Origin of the sequence: Aestuariivirga sp., from assembly GCF_037139295.1 — a bacterium.
Classification (GTDB): Bacteria; Pseudomonadota; Alphaproteobacteria; order Rhizobiales; family Aestuariivirgaceae; genus Aestuariivirga.
Genome location: NZ_JBAXGR010000002.1, coordinates 99,713 through 116,720, shown reverse-complemented (window position 1 = coordinate 116,720; position 17,008 = coordinate 99,713). Strand labels below are relative to the sequence as shown.

The following is a 17,008-nucleotide window of genomic DNA, read 5'->3' as shown; positions in this document are numbered from 1 at the left end:
ATGCGCGCCCTTGCCCTTCTGGCCTTCCTCGTCCTCGGCACCGTCCGCGCGCTTGCCGCTGACGGGGCAGCCTTCAATGCCATCGGCTATTCGCCCGACAGCCGCTACTTCGCCTTCGAGCAATATGGCGTGCAGGACGGCTCTGGCTTCCCCTACTGGGACGTCTTCGTGATAGACCTGAAGACCAATGAGTGGGTGAAGGGCTCTCCCTACCGCGCCATGCTGGAGAGCGAGACCGCCACGCCCGCCGCCGCGCGCGATCAGGCCCGCGCCGCTGCAGCACCTGCACTGAAGGACCTCGACATCAGCCAGCCCGCCGAACTCATCGCCGCCAATCCGGCGACGGAGGCGGTGCCGGAGCGTGAGCGCATCACCTTCGACCGTTGGTATGAGAGCTTGGGCGCGCGCTCAGGCGAGAAGAGCCAGCTCGGTGTGCGCTTCGAGCTCTCGGTCGAGAAGCTGTCGCTGCCGCGCCCCGCCAAATGCCCGGAGGGCGACGGCGACAGCTTCGGCGTACGAGTCTCGATCAAGGACCTGCAGACCGACACCAGCCGGGTGATCTTCGAAGACAAGTCGATCCCCGACAGCCGCAACTGCCCACTGGCATACGACGTGGCTGCCGTGGTGGCCCAGTCCGGCCTGCCGGTAACCGACCGCCTGGTCGCCCTGATCGGCGTCTATGCGCGCGGCTTCGAGGGCCTCAACCACCGTTTCATCGCTGTGCCCTTCACCATCAGCGATTAATTCGCACTCGCACAAAACCCTGTGATTTGTTAAGCGGACGCCAGCTCCCTTCCGAAAGGCTCCCCATGATCCCCCGCTATGCCCGCAAAGAGATGGTCCACATCTGGGAGCCTCAGACCCGTTTCAGAATCTGGTTTGAGATCGAGGCCTATGCCACGGATGCGCTTGCGGAATTGGGCGTCGTACCGAAGGAAGCCGCGGCCCGAATCTGGGAAATGGGCAAGGATGCCGTCTTCGACGTCGAGCGTATCGACGAGATCGAGTCCGTCACCAGGCATGACGTCATCGCCTTCCTCACCCATCTTGCCGAAATCGTCGGCCCCGAGGCGCGCTTCGTGCACCAGGGCATGACCTCCTCCGACGTGCTCGACACTTGCTTCAACGTGCAGCTCACCCGCGCTGCCGACCTGCTGATAGAGGACGTGGACGGCCTGCTTGCCGCCCTGAAGCGCCGCGCCTTCGAGCACAAGAACACCGTCTGCATCGGCCGCAGCCACGGCATCCATGCCGAGCCCACCACCTTCGGTATCAAGCTGGCGCAAGCCCATGCCGAATTCCAGCGCGCCCGCGAGCGCCTGGTCATGGCACGCAAGGAAGTCGCCACCTGCGCCATTTCAGGCGCTGTCGGCACCTTCGCCAACATCGACCCGCGCGTTGAGGAATATGTTGCGGAGAAGATGGGCCTCACGCCCGAGCCGGTCTCCACCCAGGTAATTCCGCGCGATCGTCACGCCATGTATTTCGCGGCCCTTGCCGTCGCCGCCTCGTCGATCGAGCGGCTGGCCACCGAGATCCGTCATCTGCAGCGCACCGAGGTTCTGGAGGCCGAGGAATATTTCTCAGCCGGCCAGAAGGGCTCCTCCGCCATGCCGCACAAGCGCAACCCGGTGCTGACGGAGAACCTCACCGGCCTCGCCCGCCTTGTCCGCTCCGCCGTGATCCCGGCGCTCGAAAACGTGGCGCTGTGGCACGAGCGCGACATTTCGCATTCCTCCGTCGAGCGCGGCATCGGGCCGGACGCCACGATCCACCTCGACTTCGCGTTGAAGCGCCTCACCGGCGTTATCGACAAGCTGCTGGTCTACCCTGAGAACATGCAGCGGAATCTCGACCGCCTCGGCGGCCTCGTCCATTCGCAGCGCGTGCTGCTGGCACTCACCCAGAAGGGCATGAGTCGCGAGGATTCCTATGCAGCGGTGCAGAGGAACGCCATGCCGGTGTGGCGCGGCGAAGGAAACTTCCTTGAGCTTCTCAAGAAGGACAAGGATGTGAGCGCCCTGCTCTCTCCCGCCGAACTCGAAAGCCTGTTCGACTTGGGCTACCACACCAAGCACGTGGACACGATCTTCCGGCGCGTCTTCGGCGAGGCCTGATCAGTCGATCGGAAGGAACCACAAGGCCAGGAACGGCTTTGTGTGCGAACGCATGGCGTGAAGAATGCCCGGCGGATTGTAGATGATCCCGCCCGGGCCCGGTTCGGTCCAGTTCATTTCCGCGTTCCACCATTCGCCGGGCGACATCGCGATATAAACCTCCTCCGGCGGATGGTCGTGGTCCGGATAGACGATATGTGGCGCCATCACCGTTGCCCCCACGAGCACGTCATCGCGCTGCTCGATCCCATCAGGCCCAATCAGCACGGCATTGGCATGGCCATCGATAAAGGGCTGACCCAGAGCCTCAGCATTTTTCCGCCGGTACCAGTGCAGTCCACCCTCAAGCGCACCGAATGCTGTGCCCAGTTCAGGTAATGGTGAGTGTTGCGCGGAAGTGCCCGCCAGCGCTGCGGCGAGGGGGTGGTCACAGGCCGGCAGACGTTGCACCGTCGCGGCAGCGCGCGAACCGGCTGGCCGGGCCAGGCTCTCGAAGATACGCTCGCCAGCCATAACTGCCCGATAATTTGCGCTTGCCGCGATGATCCGCTGCGAGATGTTGAGCAACTGCTGGAGATTGGTGTCACGCACGGCCATGAGCTTGGCTATTCCGATCCCTGCAGATGGTCAAGCAAAGCCATTCTGGTAGCGAGCCCCCAACTTGTCCAGGGAGCTAACGAACGGACGATGATGACGCCAACAAATTGTTTGGCAATCAACACCAGACCTCGAAGCTCACGAGGGCCGCAGGACAACCTGACTTGAAAACTCGAACTGATGGCAGACATTAAAACGGGGAGACGGTGTTACGTCCCCCCGTCCAGAAGCGATTGTGCGCAGTCAGTTGCCGATGGTGATGCGCGTCGACTTCAGCCCGTGCTTCTGCACCAGCGAATAAAGCTTCGCGGCATTCTGGGGATGAAGCCGGATGCAGCCATGCGAGGCCGGGCGGCCGAGCTGGTTGACGTAATAGGTGGCATGAATGGCATAGCCGCCAAGGAAGAAGATGGAATTCGGCATGGGCGAATTGTCGTACTTCTTCGAGTAATGCATCTTCTTCAGCATGAAGGGCCGCCACGTGCCGCGCGGCGTGTAGTAACCGTCGCGTGCCGTTGATACCTTCCAGCGGCCATAGGTCCAGCCGTCAACGTCCACCGTCATTGTCTGGTTCGAAACATCGACGTAGATATCAACCTCCGGCGCGGGCCTCGTCTTGGCCATGGCCTCGTTCATGCCCATTGCGGTGCAGGCCAACATGAGCAACCCCGCGAACAGGGCAATCAGCTTTTTCATCGCTCCGTCTCCATCCCGTCGGGAGCATTCCCCCCGAACTGCAGCACCCGGTGCTCAGCCGCCATCCTCGTGCAGGAACTCGCGGCCAACCTTCACCCGACGCAACCCATCATAGCGAATTATGTCTGCTGTCGCGTAAGTTTCGGTTAAGGTGGCGGGCAGGAAGCTTCCCGTCCCCACCATGTCCAGCGGCGCGCGTGCCGCACCCATGATTTGGCACTTCTGTGGGTCGAAACCGGAGGATCCTACAATCGTGGCCTGTCCGTAGCCCGCCTGATCCAGCGCGCGGCGGACATGGATGATCGCCGCCGCGGAGACGCCCTTGCCGAACAGGATGCGGCGCACCTTGTCGACCAGGATGTTGTTGGGATCGAGTTGGAACGCCCTGCCGCCCAGCACCTGCTCGACGATGTTGTATTCGCCGTGCACGCCCAGCCACTGGCCAACCGTGTCCACTGACTTCTCGTAGTCCAAACCTTCGGCGAAGCGCCCGCCATGTGTGTCGAGCCTGACCCCAAAACTCTTGCCCGCGCGGTCGAGCTTCGCCTCGTCATAGAACCAGCGCGCGCAGCGGATCGAGTCCGACACTTCTTGCCCGGTGTAGTCGACGAGCGCAGTGAGGTTCTTCACCTCCGGCAGCTTGTCGGCAAACAACTTCATCGCCTTCAGCACGTCGCCATCGGTGTAACCGACCAGCGCATGCGGCATCGTCCCCATGCCACCACTGGCACCGAAGAACGGCGCCGTCAGGTCCTGCGAAGAACCGATGAAGCCCTTCACCGCCGGGTCGGCTTTTTTGGCAGCCGCCGAGCCCACCGCCGCGCCATAGGCGGCGAGGATGTTCATTTCAGCACCCGAACCGTGGCGTGCATGCATGTCCATGAAGGCCGCCGACGGGATTGCCCGGCACATCTCATAGGCATTGTTGGCGGAGACACAGGGAAAGCCGATCTTCTGCAGCATCAGCGTCTCGATCTCGGAGAGCTTCTGCATCGAGCCGGTGATCTCCAGCATCTTCGACTCGGAGGGAACAATGTCGCCTTCTGCATAGAAGCGCTTGATCTCGACGTCCGGCACGAAGTGGCGGATCACCCGGATGGCGGGCTCAAGTGCGGCCACCACGCGGCGGCGCATGAACACTGCGAAGGTGACGATTGCGTCGCCATTTGCGCCGACGATGCGGCTGGTGTTGGTGAAATACTTGTCAGTCTGCGCCGCCACGGGGCCGGCGCAGAGGGCAAGGGCAATGAGGCGGTCGAGGATTGCCTCAGCGCCGGGAATGAGGGAAGCACGCTGATCCATGATTGTGCACCTTGGCGCGGAACGCCGCAGGCGTCAAACGCCGAGCGCCTTGTTGAGTTCGGCAGCACCCCACTGCATGAGGTCGACGTCAACCGCTGCGGCGATGAACGTAAAGCCAAGCCCAAGATAGGCTCTGACGCCTTGCGCGCTTCCACCGAAGGCACCGGCAACGAGGCCGTTCTTCCCGGCGGCCGCGGCCACTCGGGTCATGGCGGCGAGCGTCTCCTTGCCCGTCTTGTTGACCCCTGCACCCTTCGACAAGGCGATCGACAGGTCAGATGGCCCCACGAACAGGCCGTCGAGGCCCGGCGTCGCGGCTATCGCCTCCACGTTCTCCAGCGCCTCGACCGTTTCGACCATGGCAAACACCAGCGAGATGCGGTTGGCCTCGCGCAGGTATTCGGCAGGTGTCAGGCCCGAGGTCTGCTGGGCGGTGTAGCCACCCCAGCTGCGCGATCCCATGGGCGGGTACTTGGCAGCGCGCACCAGCGCCTCGGCCTGGGCGCGCGTATTGACCATTGGCGCGATGACGCAGGCAGCTCCTGCATCGAAGCATTGGCCCGGTGTCGCTGCATCGTTCCACAACGAACGCACCAACGCCGGTCGCCCGGCAGCATTGATGGCAGCGATCATGCCGACCGAATCGGAGAACCCGATCATGCCGTGCTGCATGTCGAGGCAGACGCCGTCGAAAGGCAGCCGCGCCACCTGCCCCGCCAGCGCAGGCGACGGCACTGTCATCCAGGAAAACAGAAACGGCTCGCCAGAGGCGAGCCGCAATCTCAGGTCGAAATGGGCAGAAGCCACTTAGGCACCCGCCTTGATCTGTTCCACGGCCTTGGCCATCAGCTCATTCATGGTCTGGCGGATCTGCTGGTCGGACTGGGCCACCGACTTGCCGTCGAAGTCGGCCCGAACCTTGCGGAACACGTCCTCGTCGCCCGACTCGGCAAAGTCGGCCATGACGACCGACTTGGCGTAAGCCTCCGCTTCGGCGCCTGAAAACCCGAGCTTTTCCGCGGCCCACAGGCCCAGAAGCTTGTTCCGGCGGGCGCCCGCCTTGAACAGCAGTTCCTCGTCCAGAGCGAACTTCTTCTCGAAGCCTTCTTCGCGCTTATCGAAGGTTGTCATTCCTGTCTCCCGTTGCAGATCAAGGCCTTGAAATAGACATCCCGCCCCGCCAAATCAACCACTCAGACGTGGGACATTGTGCAGCGCACCACGTTGCGCTAAGGCCCCCTGAAAGGGTTGGGGAAATTGCGACCCGAATCCGTAACAAAACTGGCGAAGATGCCCTTCCGGGTCTAAAGCACGGAAGGTGGATTAGGGATTTGATGAGGATATTTCAAATGAACAGCAGGCGCACCCGGATCTACGAGGGCAAGGCCAAGATCCTCTACGAAGGCCCTGAACCCGGCACCATCATCGTCCACTTCAAGGATGACGCCACCGCCTTCAACGCCCAGAAAAAGGCGGTGATCGAGGGAAAGGGCGTTCTCAACCAGCGCATTTCCGAGTTCATCTTCACCCGCCTCAACGAACTCGGCATGCCAACCCACTTCATTCGCTCGCTCAACATGCGCGAACAGCTCGTCCGCGAAGTCGAAATCGTGCCGCTCGAGGTCGTCGTGCGCAACGTTGCGGCAGGCTCGCTCGCCAAGCGCCTTGGAATCGAGGAAGGCCAGCCGCTTCCGCGCTCCATCATTGAGTTCTATTACAAGAACGACCAGCTCGGCGACCCGATGGTCTCCGAGGAGCATATCACCGCGTTCAACTGGGCCTCCCCCCAGGAGATCGACGACATGATGCACATGGCGATCCGCATCAACGACTTCATGTCCGGCCTCTTCCTCGGCATCGGCATCAAGCTCGTCGACTTCAAGATCGAGTTCGGCCGCCTCTACGAGAACGACATGATGAGGATCGTGCTGGCCGACGAGATCAGCCCCGATTCCTGCCGCCTGTGGGACATCAAGACCCAGGACAAGCTCGACAAGGACCGCTTCCGCCGTGACATGGGTGGCCTCGTCGAGGCCTACCAGGAAGTGGCCCGCCGCTTGGGGATCATCACCGAGGGCGAGAAGCCCGAACGCTCCAAGCCCAAGCTCGTGAAGACGGATTTGAACTGATGAAGGCGAAGATCAAGGTCACGCTCAAGAACGGTGTGCTGGACCCGCAGGGCAAGGCCATCGAGGGGGCGCTCGGCCACCTCGGATTCGGCGGCGTCGGCGAGGTTCGTCAGGGCAAGTATTTCGAGGTCGAGATCGCCGAAACCGATCACGCCAAGGCGAAGGAACAGGTCAAGGCGATGTGCGAAAAGCTCATCGCCAACACCGTCATCGAAAACTACGACATCGAGCTGGCCTGACACCATGAAATCCGCCGTCGTCGTCTTCCCCGGCATCAACCGCGAACGCGACATGATGCTGGCCCTCGAGACCGTGACGGGCTCGAAGCCCGTCTCCGTCTGGCATACCGAGACAGAGCTTCCCAAGGTCGACCTCGTGGTCGTGCCCGGCGGCTTCTCCTACGGCGATTATCTGCGCTGCGGGGCCATCGCCGCGCGCTCACCCATCATGCAAGATATTCGCGCCAAGGCGTTGATGGGGCTCAAGGTTCTTGGTGTCTGCAATGGCTTCCAGATCATCACCGAAGCAGGCCTCCTGCCCGGCGTTCTGGTGCGCAACAAGGACCTGCGTTTTGTCTGCCGGCAGGTGAAGCTGAAGGTCGAGAACAACCAGACCTTCTTCACCAACAAGGTGGCGAAGGGCACCGTCGTTTCCTGCCCCGTCGCCCACGGCGAAGGCAACTACATCTGCGACGCCGAAACGCTGAAGCGGCTTGAGGCCGAGAACCGCGTGGTCTTCCGCTATGCCGAGGGCACCAACCCCAACGGCGCGCTGAACGACATCGCCGGCATCATGAACGAGTCGGGCAGCGTCATCGGCATGATGCCCCATCCCGAAAACATGATCGAACCGCTGCATGGCAGAACCGACTGCCGCCCGCTGTTCGAAAGCTTGCTGGCGGCGTGAGCGTCGCAACCACCGCACCTACCACACCTGCCGAGGCACCAAAGGCTGCTGAATGACCCTCGCCCACAACACCAAGATCACCCCGGACCTCGTCAAGCAGCACGGCCTGAAGCCCGATGAATACGAGCGCTTCATGAAGCTGCTGGGCCGCGAGCCCACGCTCACGGAACTCGGCATCTGCTCGGCCATGTGGAATGAACACTGCTCCTACAAGTCCTCCAAGAAGTGGCTCAAGACCATGCCCACCAAGGGGCCGAAGGTCATCCAGGGCCCTGGCGAGAACGCGGGCGTCATCGACATCGGCGACGGCGATGCCATCGTCTTCAAGATGGAGAGCCACAACCACCCCTCCTTCATCGAGCCCTACCAGGGTGCAGCAACCGGCGTCGGCGGCATCCTGCGTGACGTCTTCACCATGGGTGCCCGCCCCATCGCGGCGATGAACGCGCTGCGCTTTGGCGAGCCTTCGCATCCCAAGACGCGCCACCTCGTGGCTGGTGTCGTCCACGGCGTCGGCGGCTACGGCAATTCCTTCGGCGTGCCCATCATCGGCGGCGAGGTGAACTTCCACGCCCGCTACAACGGCAATATCCTCGTCAACGCCATGGCGGTGGGCCTGGCACGTGCTGACTCGATCTTCTATTCCAAGGCCAAGGGCGTGGGCCTTCCCGTCGTCTATCTCGGCGCCAAGACAGGCCGTGACGGCATCCACGGCGCCACCATGGCGTCGGCCGAATTCGACGATCACGCGGAGGAGAAGCGCCCCACGGTTCAGGTGGGCGACCCCTTCACCGAGAAGTGCCTGCTCGAAGCCTGCCTCGAACTCATGGCCTCCGGCGCCGTCATTGCCATCCAGGACATGGGTGCGGCGGGCCTCACCTCATCCGCCGTCGAGATGGGTGCGAAGGGTGATCTCGGCATCGAACTCGATCTCGATCACGTGCCCTGCCGCGAGACCGGCATGACGGCTTACGAGATGATGCTGTCCGAAAGCCAGGAGCGCATGCTCATGGTGCTCGATCCTTCACGTGAGAAGGAGGCGGAAGCCATCTTCCACAAATGGGGCCTCGACTTCGCCATCGTCGGCAAGACGACCGACACGCTGCGCTTCGTCATCAAGCACAAGGGCCAGGTGATGGCCGATCTCCCCATCAAGCAGATGGGTGACGAGGCACCGGAATATGACCGCCCGTGGGTCGCGCCGAAACTTCAGCCCGTCCTCACCAACGTGCCTGCACCGAAGGATCTGAAGGCAGCGATCCTCAAGATCGTCGGCTCACCCGACATGTGTTCGCGTCGTTGGGTGTGGGAGCAGTATGACAGCCTCATCGGCTCCAACACCGCGCAGATCCCGGGCGGCGACGCAGGCGTCGTGCGCATCCGGGGCAAGAAGGCCATCGCCGTCTCGACCGACGTCACGCCGCGCTATGTCGAGGCCGACCCGTTCGAGGGGGCCAAGCAGGCCGTTGCCGAATGCTGGCGCAACCTCACCGCCACGGGGGCCGACCCCATCGCCATCACCGACAACCTCAACTTCGGCAACCCGGAGCGGCCCGAGATCATGGGCCAGTTCGTACACGCCATCAAAGGCCTGTCGGAAGCCTGTAGCGCGCTCTCCTTCCCCATCGTCTCGGGCAATGTGTCGCTGTACAACGAGACCAACGGACAGGGCATCCTCCCCACACCGGCCATCGGCGGCATCGGCCTCATCCCCAACGTCGACCTTATGGCCACCATCGCCTTCAAGAAGGCGGACGACGTGATCCTGCTGGTGGGCGGTCATGGCAGCCACCTCGGCCAGTCGATCTACCTCCGCGAGGTTCTGGGCAAGGAAGAAGGCGCACCCCCGCCCGTCGATCTCGCCCTCGAGAAGAAGAACGGCGACTTCGTGCGCGGCCTCATCCGCGCGGGCCATGTCTCGGCCGTCCATGACGTCTCGGACGGCGGCCTTGGCCTCGCGGTGATTGAGATGGCCATGGCCTCCGGCCTCGGCGCCAACCTCGTTTCGGTCAGCCATGAGCAGCACTTCGGCGAGGACCAGGCGCGCTATGTGGTCACCACCTCGCCCAACAACGCTGCCGTCCTGCTGGCGGAGGCCGCCAAGGCCGGGGTCGCCGTGGTCGCGGTCGGAACCGTCACCGCAGAGGCCACATTGAAGATCGCGTCAGGTCTCTCTATATCAGTGGCCGATTTGCGCGTCGCCCATGAGTGCTGGTTCCCGGCCTACATGGCGGGCGAGCTTTAGGGGGAAAGATCCATGGCCATGTCCGCCACCGACATCGAACGCTTCATCAAGGAAGCATTGCCCGATGCGGTCATCACCATCCGCGACCTCGCCGGCGACGGCGATCACTATGCGGCCAACGTCGTCTCCGCCGCCTTCAAGGGCAAATCCCGCGTACAGCAGCACCAGATGGTCTATGCCGCCCTCAAGGGCCGCATGGGCGGTGAGCTGCACGCCCTCGCACTCCAGACCAGCACCCCAGAGGACTGAACCATGACTGACATCGCCACCCAGATCGACAATGACGTGAAGACCAACGACGTCGTCCTCTTCATGAAGGGCACGCCTGACGTGCCGATGTGCGGCTTCTCCAGCCGCTCGGTGCAGATCCTCCAGAACCTCGGCGTGCCGTTCAAGGGCGTCAACGTTCTGGAATCCGCCGAGCTCCGGCAGGGCATCAAGGACTACACCAACTGGCCCACCGTTCCGCAGCTCTACGTCAAGGGCGAGTTCGTCGGCGGCTCCGACATCATGATGGAAATGTTCCAGTCGGGTGAGCTGAAGCAGCTCATGACCGACAAGGGCGTGGCGTAAGGCCTGCCTCCTCCATCCACTGTCTCAACATCATCGCCGGGCTTGCCCCGGCGATCCCTTTGGGGCACCCCTCTCATTTCGTCACCCCAGCGAAAGCTGGGGCCCAGCTTCCCTTGTGGCGCCTAAAGCTGGGTGCCAGCTTTCGCTGGCATGACGGAGCTTGAGGAGATTGCGCCCGGCAATCGCCCATCCCCCACATGCCTCACCGATTGACCGCTGCCTGAACATCGGGCACGCATGGAATCCCTTTCGGATTCCTGATGAACAGCACCAAGACACGCGCCATTCTCGCCCTCGTTGCCGCCATGCTGTTCTGGGGCTTCTCGTCGGTATTCATGCGCACGCTGGCCTTGGCGCTGAGCCACGAAAACTCGCTGGCCGTGCGCTATCTTTGCCTCACCGTCATCAACGTCATCGCCCTCGCCTGGCTCGGCACCTGGCGCATCCCGCGCGCCGACTGGCCGCGCTTCCTGATTGCCGGTGTGGCCGGCATGGCTGGCTACAACTGGTTCGTCAACGCCGGCTTCGAACTGGTGCCCGCCGGCATCGGCGCGCTGGTCACCATGAGCGAACCCTTGATGATCGCCATCCTCGCCGCCATGCTGCTGGGGGAGAAGTTGACGCGCTGGGTGCTGCTGGGCGTCGTCATCGCCATCGCCGGGGCCGTGGTGCTGTTCTGGCCCAACATCAGCAGCGAGACGGAAAGTGCCGTATCGCCCCTCGGCATCTTCTACCTTTTTCTGTGCTGCGTCGGCTGGGCCATATATTCCATTGCCACCAAGCCACTGCTGGCCCGGCATGACAGCTACACCGTCACCGCCATCACCATGCTGATCGCCGCACCCATCATGATTGGCGCGGCGAGTGAGCCGCTGCCGTCGCTCTTCGCCCGGCTGGACGCCCGGCAATGGGCCGAAGTCGCCTATCTGGTCCTGGTGACCGGCCTCGGCGGCACCATGCTGTGGAACTATGGCTCGAAGCATCTTACCAGCACGGCGGCCGGCAGTTTCCTCTACCTGATTCCGGTCGTCGCCGTGGCGGCGGGTGCCCTTGTGCTGGGCGAGGCGATCACTGTCCATGTGGTGGCGGGCGGCATGCTGATGCTGGCGGGCGTTGCTGCCGCGCAGTTCGGCCCGGCCCTGATGGCGAGGCGCTGAGGTCATGGACCTGCGCGCCATCCTCGCCCTGCTCTTCACCATGCTCGTGTGGGGTATCAGCCCCGTATTCTTCCGGTCCCTGTCGCTGGCGCTGGGGCCAGCGGACCATCTCGCCATCCGCTATGCGCTGGTGGGTCTCCTCTTCGCCGGGGTCCTCGTCGCCACCAGGGGGTGGCGCATCGCGCGCGCCGACTGGCCGCGCATGATCTTCGTCTCGATCGTCGGCTTCACCGGTTACAATCTCGGCTCCGCCTTCGGTTTCGAACGCATCAATGCCGGAACGGGCAGCCTGATCATCGGCACCCAGCCACTGCTCATCGCGCTGATCGGCATTTTCGCGGTGCGCGAAAGGCTCACGCCCGCCGTGGTTGCCGGGCTGCTGGTGGGCTTCGCCGGCATCGTCTTCCTGGTGTGGAACGATCTTGGCGTCACGGGTGATCCAGCGCAGTTCCTCACCGGCTGCGCCATGATCTTCGTGTCGGGCACCTGCTGGGCCATCTATGCGGTGGCCAGCAAACCCCTGTCGCAGAAATATGGTTCGCTCCCCGTCACTGCCATGTCTGTGGTGATCACGTCCATCGCACTCGTGGTGCTGCTCGGCCGGCCCTCCACCTTTGCCACGCTGGCAACCATGACCCCGCGCTCCTGGGGCGAGATGGCCTATCTCGTGGTCTTCGTCACCGCGCTGACCATGGTGACGTGGAACTATGGCGCGGCGCGGCTTCCCGCAGCGGCGGCGGGCGCCTTCCTCTATCTCGTGCCCCCCATCGGCGTAGGCGCGGGCGCCCTCATGCTGGGCGAGAAGGTGACGGGCGGCATGGTGATCGGCGGAACGCTGATCATGGCCGGTGTCGCCATCGCGCAGTTTGGCGACAGGCTGAAACTGCGCGGCAGCCTCGCCGCACTGGCCGCCGTGCTCTTCGCCGTCACCATGTGGGGGCTGATCCCCGTCGCCATGCGCTACCTCATCACTGAACTCAGTCCGCAGACGGCCATGGTGCTCAGGCTCTATCCGGCGGGTCTCCTCGCCATCATCGTCTGCCTGTTCACTGGCGTGCGGCAGATCGCGTGGCGCGACTGGGGCCGCATTGCCATCGCCGCACTCGCGGGCAACCTCGGTTACCAGATCCTCGCGGCCTTCAGCATGCAGTCAGTGCCTGCCAGCTGGACGGGGCTGATCTTCGGGCTTGAGCCCGTGTTCATCGCTCTCTTCGCTGTGGCCTTCGCAGGCGACAGGCTCACGCCATGGCTCATCGGCGGAATCTTCGTCTCGATGCTCGGCACGGCAGCTCTGATGCTGGGCAGCACGCTGTCGCCGTCCGGTGATGTCTCGCTGTTTGGCCTCGTGCTGGTCACGCTGTCGACCATGGGCTGGGGCATCTACACGGTGGTGATCCGGCCTGCCTCCAACAAATACGGCGCCCTTCCCGTCGCCTGCCTCGCCATGGCCATCGCGGCCCTGCCGATGCCGCTGTTCGTATCGGCCGACCTCCCGCAGACACTGGCCTCGATGAACATCACATCCTGGGCCGCCGTCGGCTTCGTCGTGGTATTCGGCACTTTCCTCGCCACCTCTGCGTGGAACTATGCACTGGGAAGCATGGACAGTTCCATCGCCGGGGTCTTCCTCTACGTGCAGCCGGTGGTGGCGGCGATCGGCGGCGTCCTGATCCTCGGCGAGCGCCTCACCTGGCCGCTGCTGCTAGGGGGCGCACTCATCATCCTCGGCGTGGCCATCGCCCAGTTCGGCCCACTCATCATCAGGCGTGTTGCACCCATCAGCAAATCGCATTTGAGTGCGCCGCGGGCCCCCGTTATGGATGCTCCATGAGCCCCGCACGCCCCGCCCACGCCGCGCTTCCCTGGTACCAGACCGTCACAGTGATGATCATCGCGGGGTGTTTGGTGGCTATCGTCAATTTCGGCGTCAGGTCCACCTTCGGCTTCTTTACCTTGCCGATTTCCGAGGCCCATGGCTGGCCGCGCGAAATCTTTTCCTTCGCCATCGCCATCCAGAACCTCGTGTGGGGCATCGCCACGCCGGTCGCCGGCATGCTGGCGGATCGCTATGGCTCGGCCCGCGTTCTCATGGCGGGCGCCATCGTCTACGCAATCGGCGTGCTGTTGATGTCCGTCACCGCAACGCCCGTCATGTTCAACCTGGCGGGCGGCCTGCTGGTGGGTGTTGGCATCGCCTTCTCGTCCTTCTCGATCGTCATGGCAGCCCTAGGGCGCATTGTGCCTCCTGACCGGCGCAGCTGGGCCTTCGGCATCGCCACCGCCTCGGGCTCGCTGGGCCAGTTCATCTTCGCGCCCTTGGGCGCCATGCTCGTCTCGGCCTATGGCTGGCAACAGGCACTCACCGTGCTGGCCGGGCTCACGCTGCTGATCGTTCTCTTCGCCGCCCCGCTCCTGTCGCAGAACACCTCGGGGCGCCGCCCCACGGCGGACGAGGCGGACCTCACCATGAAGGCGGCAATCGGGCTGGCCTTCGGCCACCGCTCCTACATCCTGCTGGTCTCGGGCTTCTTCGTCTGCGGCTTTCAGCTCGCCTTCATCACCGTGCACATGCCGGCCTATCTTGCCGAGCACGGCATCTCGCGTGAATTCGCGGGCTGGGCCATGGCGCTCATCGGCCTGTTCAACGTGGTGGGCTCCTATGTCTCCGGCATCATCGGCGGGCGCGGCGAGAAGCACGTGCCGCTGGCCTTCATCTACCTGATCCGCGCCGTCATCACGGCGGGCTTCGTGCTGCTGCCCGTCACCCAGGTGACAACGCTGATCTTCACCTGTTCCATGGGCCTGCTGTGGCTCTCCACCGTGCCGCTCACCATGGGCCTCGTCACCGTGATGTTCGGCACGCGCTACATGGCAACGCTCTATGGCTTCGTCTTCGTCAGCCACCAGCTGGGTTCCTTCCTCGGCGTGTGGCTGGCCGGCCGCCTCTATGACCAGTTCGGCTCCTACGACATCGTGTGGTGGATGAGCGTGGGGCTGGGCGTCTTCGCCTTCCTCGTCAACCTGCCGATCCGCGAGCAGCGTGCGCCGCGCTTCGCCGCCGCCTGATGAAGCTCTCGGGCCACAGGCTGGCACTGGCGCTGTTCCTCGGCGTCATCGCCCTGTGGCTTGTGGGCATGGCGGTGGTCATGCGCCACGCGGCACTGCCACCGGAGGCGAGCGGCACCATGCTCGCGGTCTTCGAGCCCGGCACGCCAGAGGACGAGGTCTTCGCCAGCCTCACCCGTGCCGATGCCCGCATCGTAAAGCCGAGCGGCCTCTCCTTCATCTGGGTCGTCTCCAGCGATGAACCGGGCCTTGCGGGAAAGCTCAGGCGCGAAGGGGCGCTTGGCGCCTATCGCGAACTCCCGGTCAGCCCGGTGATCGCCGGGTGCTTCGCCTTTGCAGATGCCAAGGTCGCCAACCTCGCCCAGTGAACTTGGCAGCACTCTTGAGACTAGGCTGCTAACACATTGATTTAATGCGGTTTGTGACGCGTCATGCTTGACGCCATCCGCATCCTCTTGGCAGCATTGGGGTGAGTCTCAACCACCCACGGAGGAACGACATGGGCGACCGGGATTTCGAACGCCAGCTGCAGGGCTGGAGCCTGACGACGGCAGAAATCATGTATCGCATGCCGGATTTCAGGAACCTGCTGCAAACCTACATCTGGCAGGACTACGACCTCGCCCCGAAATTCCCCCGCCTCATCAAGTTCCTCGATTTCTGGTCGCACAACCTCGAAGGCCCGCTGGCCCAGGTGCGTGTCGCCCATGCCGGCATCGTCGGCCCCGTCGAACTCCGCCACGTCGGCGCGGAGTGGAAGCTGCACTAGCCTGCCAGACGGTCCTCGATCCAGCGCAAGATCGGCCCCCGCGTGGCCAGCATGCCGCCATAGGCAAGCCGTTCGTCGCTGTAGCTGCCGAGCAGGCGATGCAGTGCCCTGAGGCTGTCAGCATCCTCGGCGATCATTGCCAGCGGATCGGAATAGGTGTGGATGCCGAAGGCCAGCGCGCCGGTTTCCGGCAGTCGCATGAATGTCTGCTGCTCGACGCGCAGCCACAGCGTCTCGCCCGCCTTGTCATGGTCGGCGGCCAGCGTGCGCGCCGCCGCCTCACCCGCCTCGACGTTAGCCTCATGTGAACCCTCGGGAAACAGCCGGCTCGCAATCGGCGTCACGAACCAGTTGAAGCGCACCACGGGCTTCCCCGCCTGCACATTGGCGATCACCCGGTCGATACGGGCCGCCAGCGCGGCATTGAGGCCCGGCACCGGCTCGTGCGCGAAATGCATGCCCCGCCCCACGCAGGACACGATGCGCCCGGAACTCGTATAGGCATTGGACGCTGCAATCACGACGTCGCGCCCATCCTCCGTGTCGAACAGCACGTAATCCTCCTCGACGAGCCCACCCAGAATGTCGAGCGGCTCGCGTGCCGGATCGGCAAGATCATGCCGGCTGCCGTCGCGGCGATCCGTCAACGCCTGCCCCTCTTCCGCAAAGTCCTCGCCATGGTATTCGCGCAGATTGGCATTCACCACCCGCAGCAGTTCCGCCTGCGCATCGCGTGAGCGTTCCAGCGTGCGGTAGTAAAGCGGCGGACACCCGGCGAGCCGCGCCCGCTTGTCGGCCATGAAAGTCGCATGGTCCGGCCCGATGTGCAGCCACTGTGCCATCTCCATCGGCCTGAGCCCGATCTCGAAGGCGGCGCCCGCCGTCAGATAGGGCCTGTGCCGTGGGGTGCGTGTCATGCCACGACTATCGCGCGACCAAGCCAGCCTGCCAAGGACATAGCCCCTGAATCAAAAAGGCTGCCGGTTGAAGCCGGCAGCCAGTCGGAACTTGGTATCTGCGATCAGCGGTTCTTGAGCATTCCGACGATGCCAGAGAGAACGGCGCCACCAGCACCGCCACCGATCAGGCTGGTCAGGATGCCGGCGATGTCGAGGCCCTGCGTGGCGGTCGCAGCCGCATCAGCCGGGATCGCGCCCCCTGTCACGCGCTCAAGGATCTGGCCGAGGATTAGACCACCGATCGCGCCGGTGATCGAGTTGCCAGCACCACCCATGTCGAACTTCGAATTCGCCTTGCCCGCCACGTTGCCACCAATGGCACCGGCGACCAGCTGCACGATCAAACCAACAATATCCATCATATCCCCCATTGCTTGCGGGCAGCCTGCAACAGGCTTTGACCCTTGTGCATCTTGGGGTTATCCGCTGATCGCGGCAATTGCAACCTTTGCTGATCCACAACCCAAAACGCTTCTTTGGCAGCCATGGCGC

Annotated in this window: 20 protein-coding genes; 13 read left to right on the top strand and 7 right to left on the bottom strand. The window is 63.6% G+C overall.

The annotated features are described in order from the left end of the window. Complete coding sequence (locus tag WCJ41_RS01380; RefSeq protein WP_336904021.1) at window positions 1-744, top strand: DUF2259 domain-containing protein; 744 nt, start codon at window positions 1-3, stop codon at window positions 742-744. A gap of 65 nt (window positions 745-809) precedes the next feature. After that, window positions 810-2,117 (top strand): adenylosuccinate lyase, encoded by a 1,308-nt coding sequence (gene purB, locus WCJ41_RS01375; RefSeq protein ID WP_336904020.1) that lies wholly within the window; start codon window positions 810-812, stop codon window positions 2,115-2,117. On the opposite strand, the gene WCJ41_RS01370 is transcribed toward purB, so the two are convergent. From WCJ41_RS01370 to WCJ41_RS01350, 5 genes are all read right to left on the bottom strand, one after another. After that, window positions 2,118-2,714 (bottom strand): dimethylsulfonioproprionate lyase family protein, encoded by a 597-nt coding sequence (locus WCJ41_RS01370; RefSeq protein ID WP_336904019.1) that lies wholly within the window; start codon window positions 2,712-2,714, stop codon window positions 2,118-2,120. Window positions 2,715-2,957: 243 nt separating this feature from the next. Further along, the gene (locus tag WCJ41_RS01365; protein ID WP_336904018.1) at window positions 2,958-3,410 is read right to left on the bottom strand and encodes a L,D-transpeptidase; all 453 of its coding nucleotides are present in this window, start codon (window positions 3,408-3,410) and stop codon (window positions 2,958-2,960) included. A 54-nt stretch (window positions 3,411-3,464) separates the two neighbouring features. Next, complete coding sequence (locus WCJ41_RS01360) at window positions 3,465-4,712, bottom strand: hypothetical protein (protein WP_336904017.1); 1,248 nt, start codon at window positions 4,710-4,712, stop codon at window positions 3,465-3,467. A 33-nt stretch (window positions 4,713-4,745) separates the two neighbouring features. After that, on the bottom strand, window positions 4,746-5,519 hold the full coding sequence (locus tag WCJ41_RS01355) for an aldolase/citrate lyase family protein (RefSeq protein WP_336904016.1): 774 nt from the start codon (window positions 5,517-5,519) through the stop codon (window positions 4,746-4,748). Beyond that, window positions 5,520-5,843, bottom strand: coding sequence for a DUF1476 domain-containing protein (locus tag WCJ41_RS01350; protein ID WP_336904015.1), 324 nt, complete (start codon window positions 5,841-5,843; stop codon window positions 5,520-5,522). A 218-nt stretch (window positions 5,844-6,061) separates the two neighbouring features. Between WCJ41_RS01350 and purC the strand changes: the two genes are divergently transcribed. The 11 genes from purC (at window position 6,062) to WCJ41_RS01295 (ending at window position 15,557) form a co-directional block, all read left to right on the top strand. Then, window positions 6,062-6,841 carry a phosphoribosylaminoimidazolesuccinocarboxamide synthase gene (gene purC / locus WCJ41_RS01345; RefSeq protein WP_336904014.1) on the top strand — a complete coding sequence of 260 codons (780 nt, stop codon included), beginning with the start codon at window positions 6,062-6,064 and terminating at the stop codon, window positions 6,839-6,841. Then, the gene (purS, locus tag WCJ41_RS01340; RefSeq protein ID WP_336904050.1) at window positions 6,838-7,080 is read left to right on the top strand and encodes a phosphoribosylformylglycinamidine synthase subunit PurS; all 243 of its coding nucleotides are present in this window, start codon (window positions 6,838-6,840) and stop codon (window positions 7,078-7,080) included. Before purC ends, purS begins: the two co-directional genes overlap by 4 nt. A gap of 4 nt (window positions 7,081-7,084) precedes the next feature. Further along, entirely contained in the window at window positions 7,085-7,747 is a 663-nt protein-coding gene (gene purQ / locus WCJ41_RS01335; protein WP_336904013.1) for a phosphoribosylformylglycinamidine synthase subunit PurQ, read from the top strand. A gap of 52 nt (window positions 7,748-7,799) precedes the next feature. Continuing rightward, a complete protein-coding gene (gene purL, locus WCJ41_RS01330; protein ID WP_336904012.1) occupies window positions 7,800-9,992 on the top strand; it encodes a phosphoribosylformylglycinamidine synthase subunit PurL in 2,193 nt (730 codons plus the stop codon). A gap of 12 nt (window positions 9,993-10,004) precedes the next feature. Next, window positions 10,005-10,241, top strand: a complete 237-nt coding sequence (locus WCJ41_RS01325; RefSeq protein WP_336904011.1) for a BolA family transcriptional regulator — start codon at window positions 10,005-10,007, stop codon at window positions 10,239-10,241. Between the two features lie 3 nt (window positions 10,242-10,244). Further along, a complete protein-coding gene (gene grxD, locus WCJ41_RS01320) occupies window positions 10,245-10,565 on the top strand; it encodes a Grx4 family monothiol glutaredoxin (RefSeq protein WP_336904010.1) in 321 nt (106 codons plus the stop codon). Window positions 10,566-10,825: 260 nt separating this feature from the next. Next, a complete protein-coding gene (locus tag WCJ41_RS01315; protein ID WP_336904009.1) occupies window positions 10,826-11,722 on the top strand; it encodes a DMT family transporter in 897 nt (298 codons plus the stop codon). Between the two features lie 4 nt (window positions 11,723-11,726). After that, window positions 11,727-13,553, top strand: a complete 1,827-nt coding sequence (locus tag WCJ41_RS01310) for a DMT family transporter (protein WP_336904008.1) — start codon at window positions 11,727-11,729, stop codon at window positions 13,551-13,553. Further along, on the top strand, window positions 13,550-14,788 hold the full coding sequence (locus WCJ41_RS01305; protein WP_336904007.1) for an MFS transporter: 1,239 nt from the start codon (window positions 13,550-13,552) through the stop codon (window positions 14,786-14,788). Before WCJ41_RS01310 ends, WCJ41_RS01305 begins: the two co-directional genes overlap by 4 nt. After that, window positions 14,788-15,156 (top strand): hypothetical protein, encoded by a 369-nt coding sequence (locus tag WCJ41_RS01300; protein WP_336904006.1) that lies wholly within the window; start codon window positions 14,788-14,790, stop codon window positions 15,154-15,156. Before WCJ41_RS01305 ends, WCJ41_RS01300 begins: the two co-directional genes overlap by 1 nt. Window positions 15,157-15,287: 131 nt before the next feature. Continuing rightward, window positions 15,288-15,557 carry a protein usg gene (locus WCJ41_RS01295; protein ID WP_336904005.1) on the top strand — a complete coding sequence of 90 codons (270 nt, stop codon included), beginning with the start codon at window positions 15,288-15,290 and terminating at the stop codon, window positions 15,555-15,557. On the opposite strand, the gene WCJ41_RS01290 is transcribed toward WCJ41_RS01295, so the two are convergent. Continuing rightward, window positions 15,554-16,474, bottom strand: coding sequence for a heme-dependent oxidative N-demethylase subunit alpha family protein (locus tag WCJ41_RS01290; RefSeq protein WP_336904004.1), 921 nt, complete (start codon window positions 16,472-16,474; stop codon window positions 15,554-15,556). The two genes, WCJ41_RS01295 and WCJ41_RS01290, sit on opposite strands and share 4 nt — an antisense overlap. 104 nt (window positions 16,475-16,578) lie before the next feature. Then, complete coding sequence (locus tag WCJ41_RS01285) at window positions 16,579-16,878, bottom strand: hypothetical protein (RefSeq protein WP_336904003.1); 300 nt, start codon at window positions 16,876-16,878, stop codon at window positions 16,579-16,581. Window positions 16,879-17,008 lie beyond the last annotated feature (130 nt).

What these genes read in the sequence shown, in the direction of transcription:
- grxD (WP_336904010.1), top strand. Translation starts at nt 10,245, where the DNA reads ATGACTGACATCGCCACCCAGATCGACAATGACGTGAAGACCAACGAC.
- WCJ41_RS01380 (WP_336904021.1), top strand. Translation starts at nt 1, where the DNA reads ATGCGCGCCCTTGCCCTTCTGGCCTTCCTCGTCCTCGGCACCGTCCGC.
- purB (WP_336904020.1), top strand. Translation starts at nt 810, where the DNA reads ATGATCCCCCGCTATGCCCGCAAAGAGATGGTCCACATCTGGGAGCCT.
- WCJ41_RS01285 (WP_336904003.1), bottom strand. Translation starts at nt 16,878, where the DNA reads ATGATGGATATTGTTGGTTTGATCGTGCAGCTGGTCGCCGGTGCCATT.
- WCJ41_RS01305 (WP_336904007.1), top strand. Translation starts at nt 13,550, where the DNA reads ATGAGCCCCGCACGCCCCGCCCACGCCGCGCTTCCCTGGTACCAGACC.
- WCJ41_RS01325 (WP_336904011.1), top strand. Translation starts at nt 10,005, where the DNA reads ATGGCCATGTCCGCCACCGACATCGAACGCTTCATCAAGGAAGCATTG.
- WCJ41_RS01370 (WP_336904019.1), bottom strand. Translation starts at nt 2,714, where the DNA reads ATGGCCGTGCGTGACACCAATCTCCAGCAGTTGCTCAACATCTCGCAG.
- purQ (WP_336904013.1), top strand. Translation starts at nt 7,085, where the DNA reads ATGAAATCCGCCGTCGTCGTCTTCCCCGGCATCAACCGCGAACGCGAC.
- purL (WP_336904012.1), top strand. Translation starts at nt 7,800, where the DNA reads ATGACCCTCGCCCACAACACCAAGATCACCCCGGACCTCGTCAAGCAG.
- WCJ41_RS01295 (WP_336904005.1), top strand. Translation starts at nt 15,288, where the DNA reads ATGGGCGACCGGGATTTCGAACGCCAGCTGCAGGGCTGGAGCCTGACG.
- WCJ41_RS01315 (WP_336904009.1), top strand. Translation starts at nt 10,826, where the DNA reads ATGAACAGCACCAAGACACGCGCCATTCTCGCCCTCGTTGCCGCCATG.
- WCJ41_RS01365 (WP_336904018.1), bottom strand. Translation starts at nt 3,410, where the DNA reads ATGAAAAAGCTGATTGCCCTGTTCGCGGGGTTGCTCATGTTGGCCTGC.
- purC (WP_336904014.1), top strand. Translation starts at nt 6,062, where the DNA reads ATGAACAGCAGGCGCACCCGGATCTACGAGGGCAAGGCCAAGATCCTC.
- WCJ41_RS01360 (WP_336904017.1), bottom strand. Translation starts at nt 4,712, where the DNA reads ATGGATCAGCGTGCTTCCCTCATTCCCGGCGCTGAGGCAATCCTCGAC.
- WCJ41_RS01300 (WP_336904006.1), top strand. Translation starts at nt 14,788, where the DNA reads ATGAAGCTCTCGGGCCACAGGCTGGCACTGGCGCTGTTCCTCGGCGTC.
- WCJ41_RS01290 (WP_336904004.1), bottom strand. Translation starts at nt 16,474, where the DNA reads ATGACACGCACCCCACGGCACAGGCCCTATCTGACGGCGGGCGCCGCC.
- WCJ41_RS01350 (WP_336904015.1), bottom strand. Translation starts at nt 5,843, where the DNA reads ATGACAACCTTCGATAAGCGCGAAGAAGGCTTCGAGAAGAAGTTCGCT.
- WCJ41_RS01310 (WP_336904008.1), top strand. Translation starts at nt 11,727, where the DNA reads ATGGACCTGCGCGCCATCCTCGCCCTGCTCTTCACCATGCTCGTGTGG.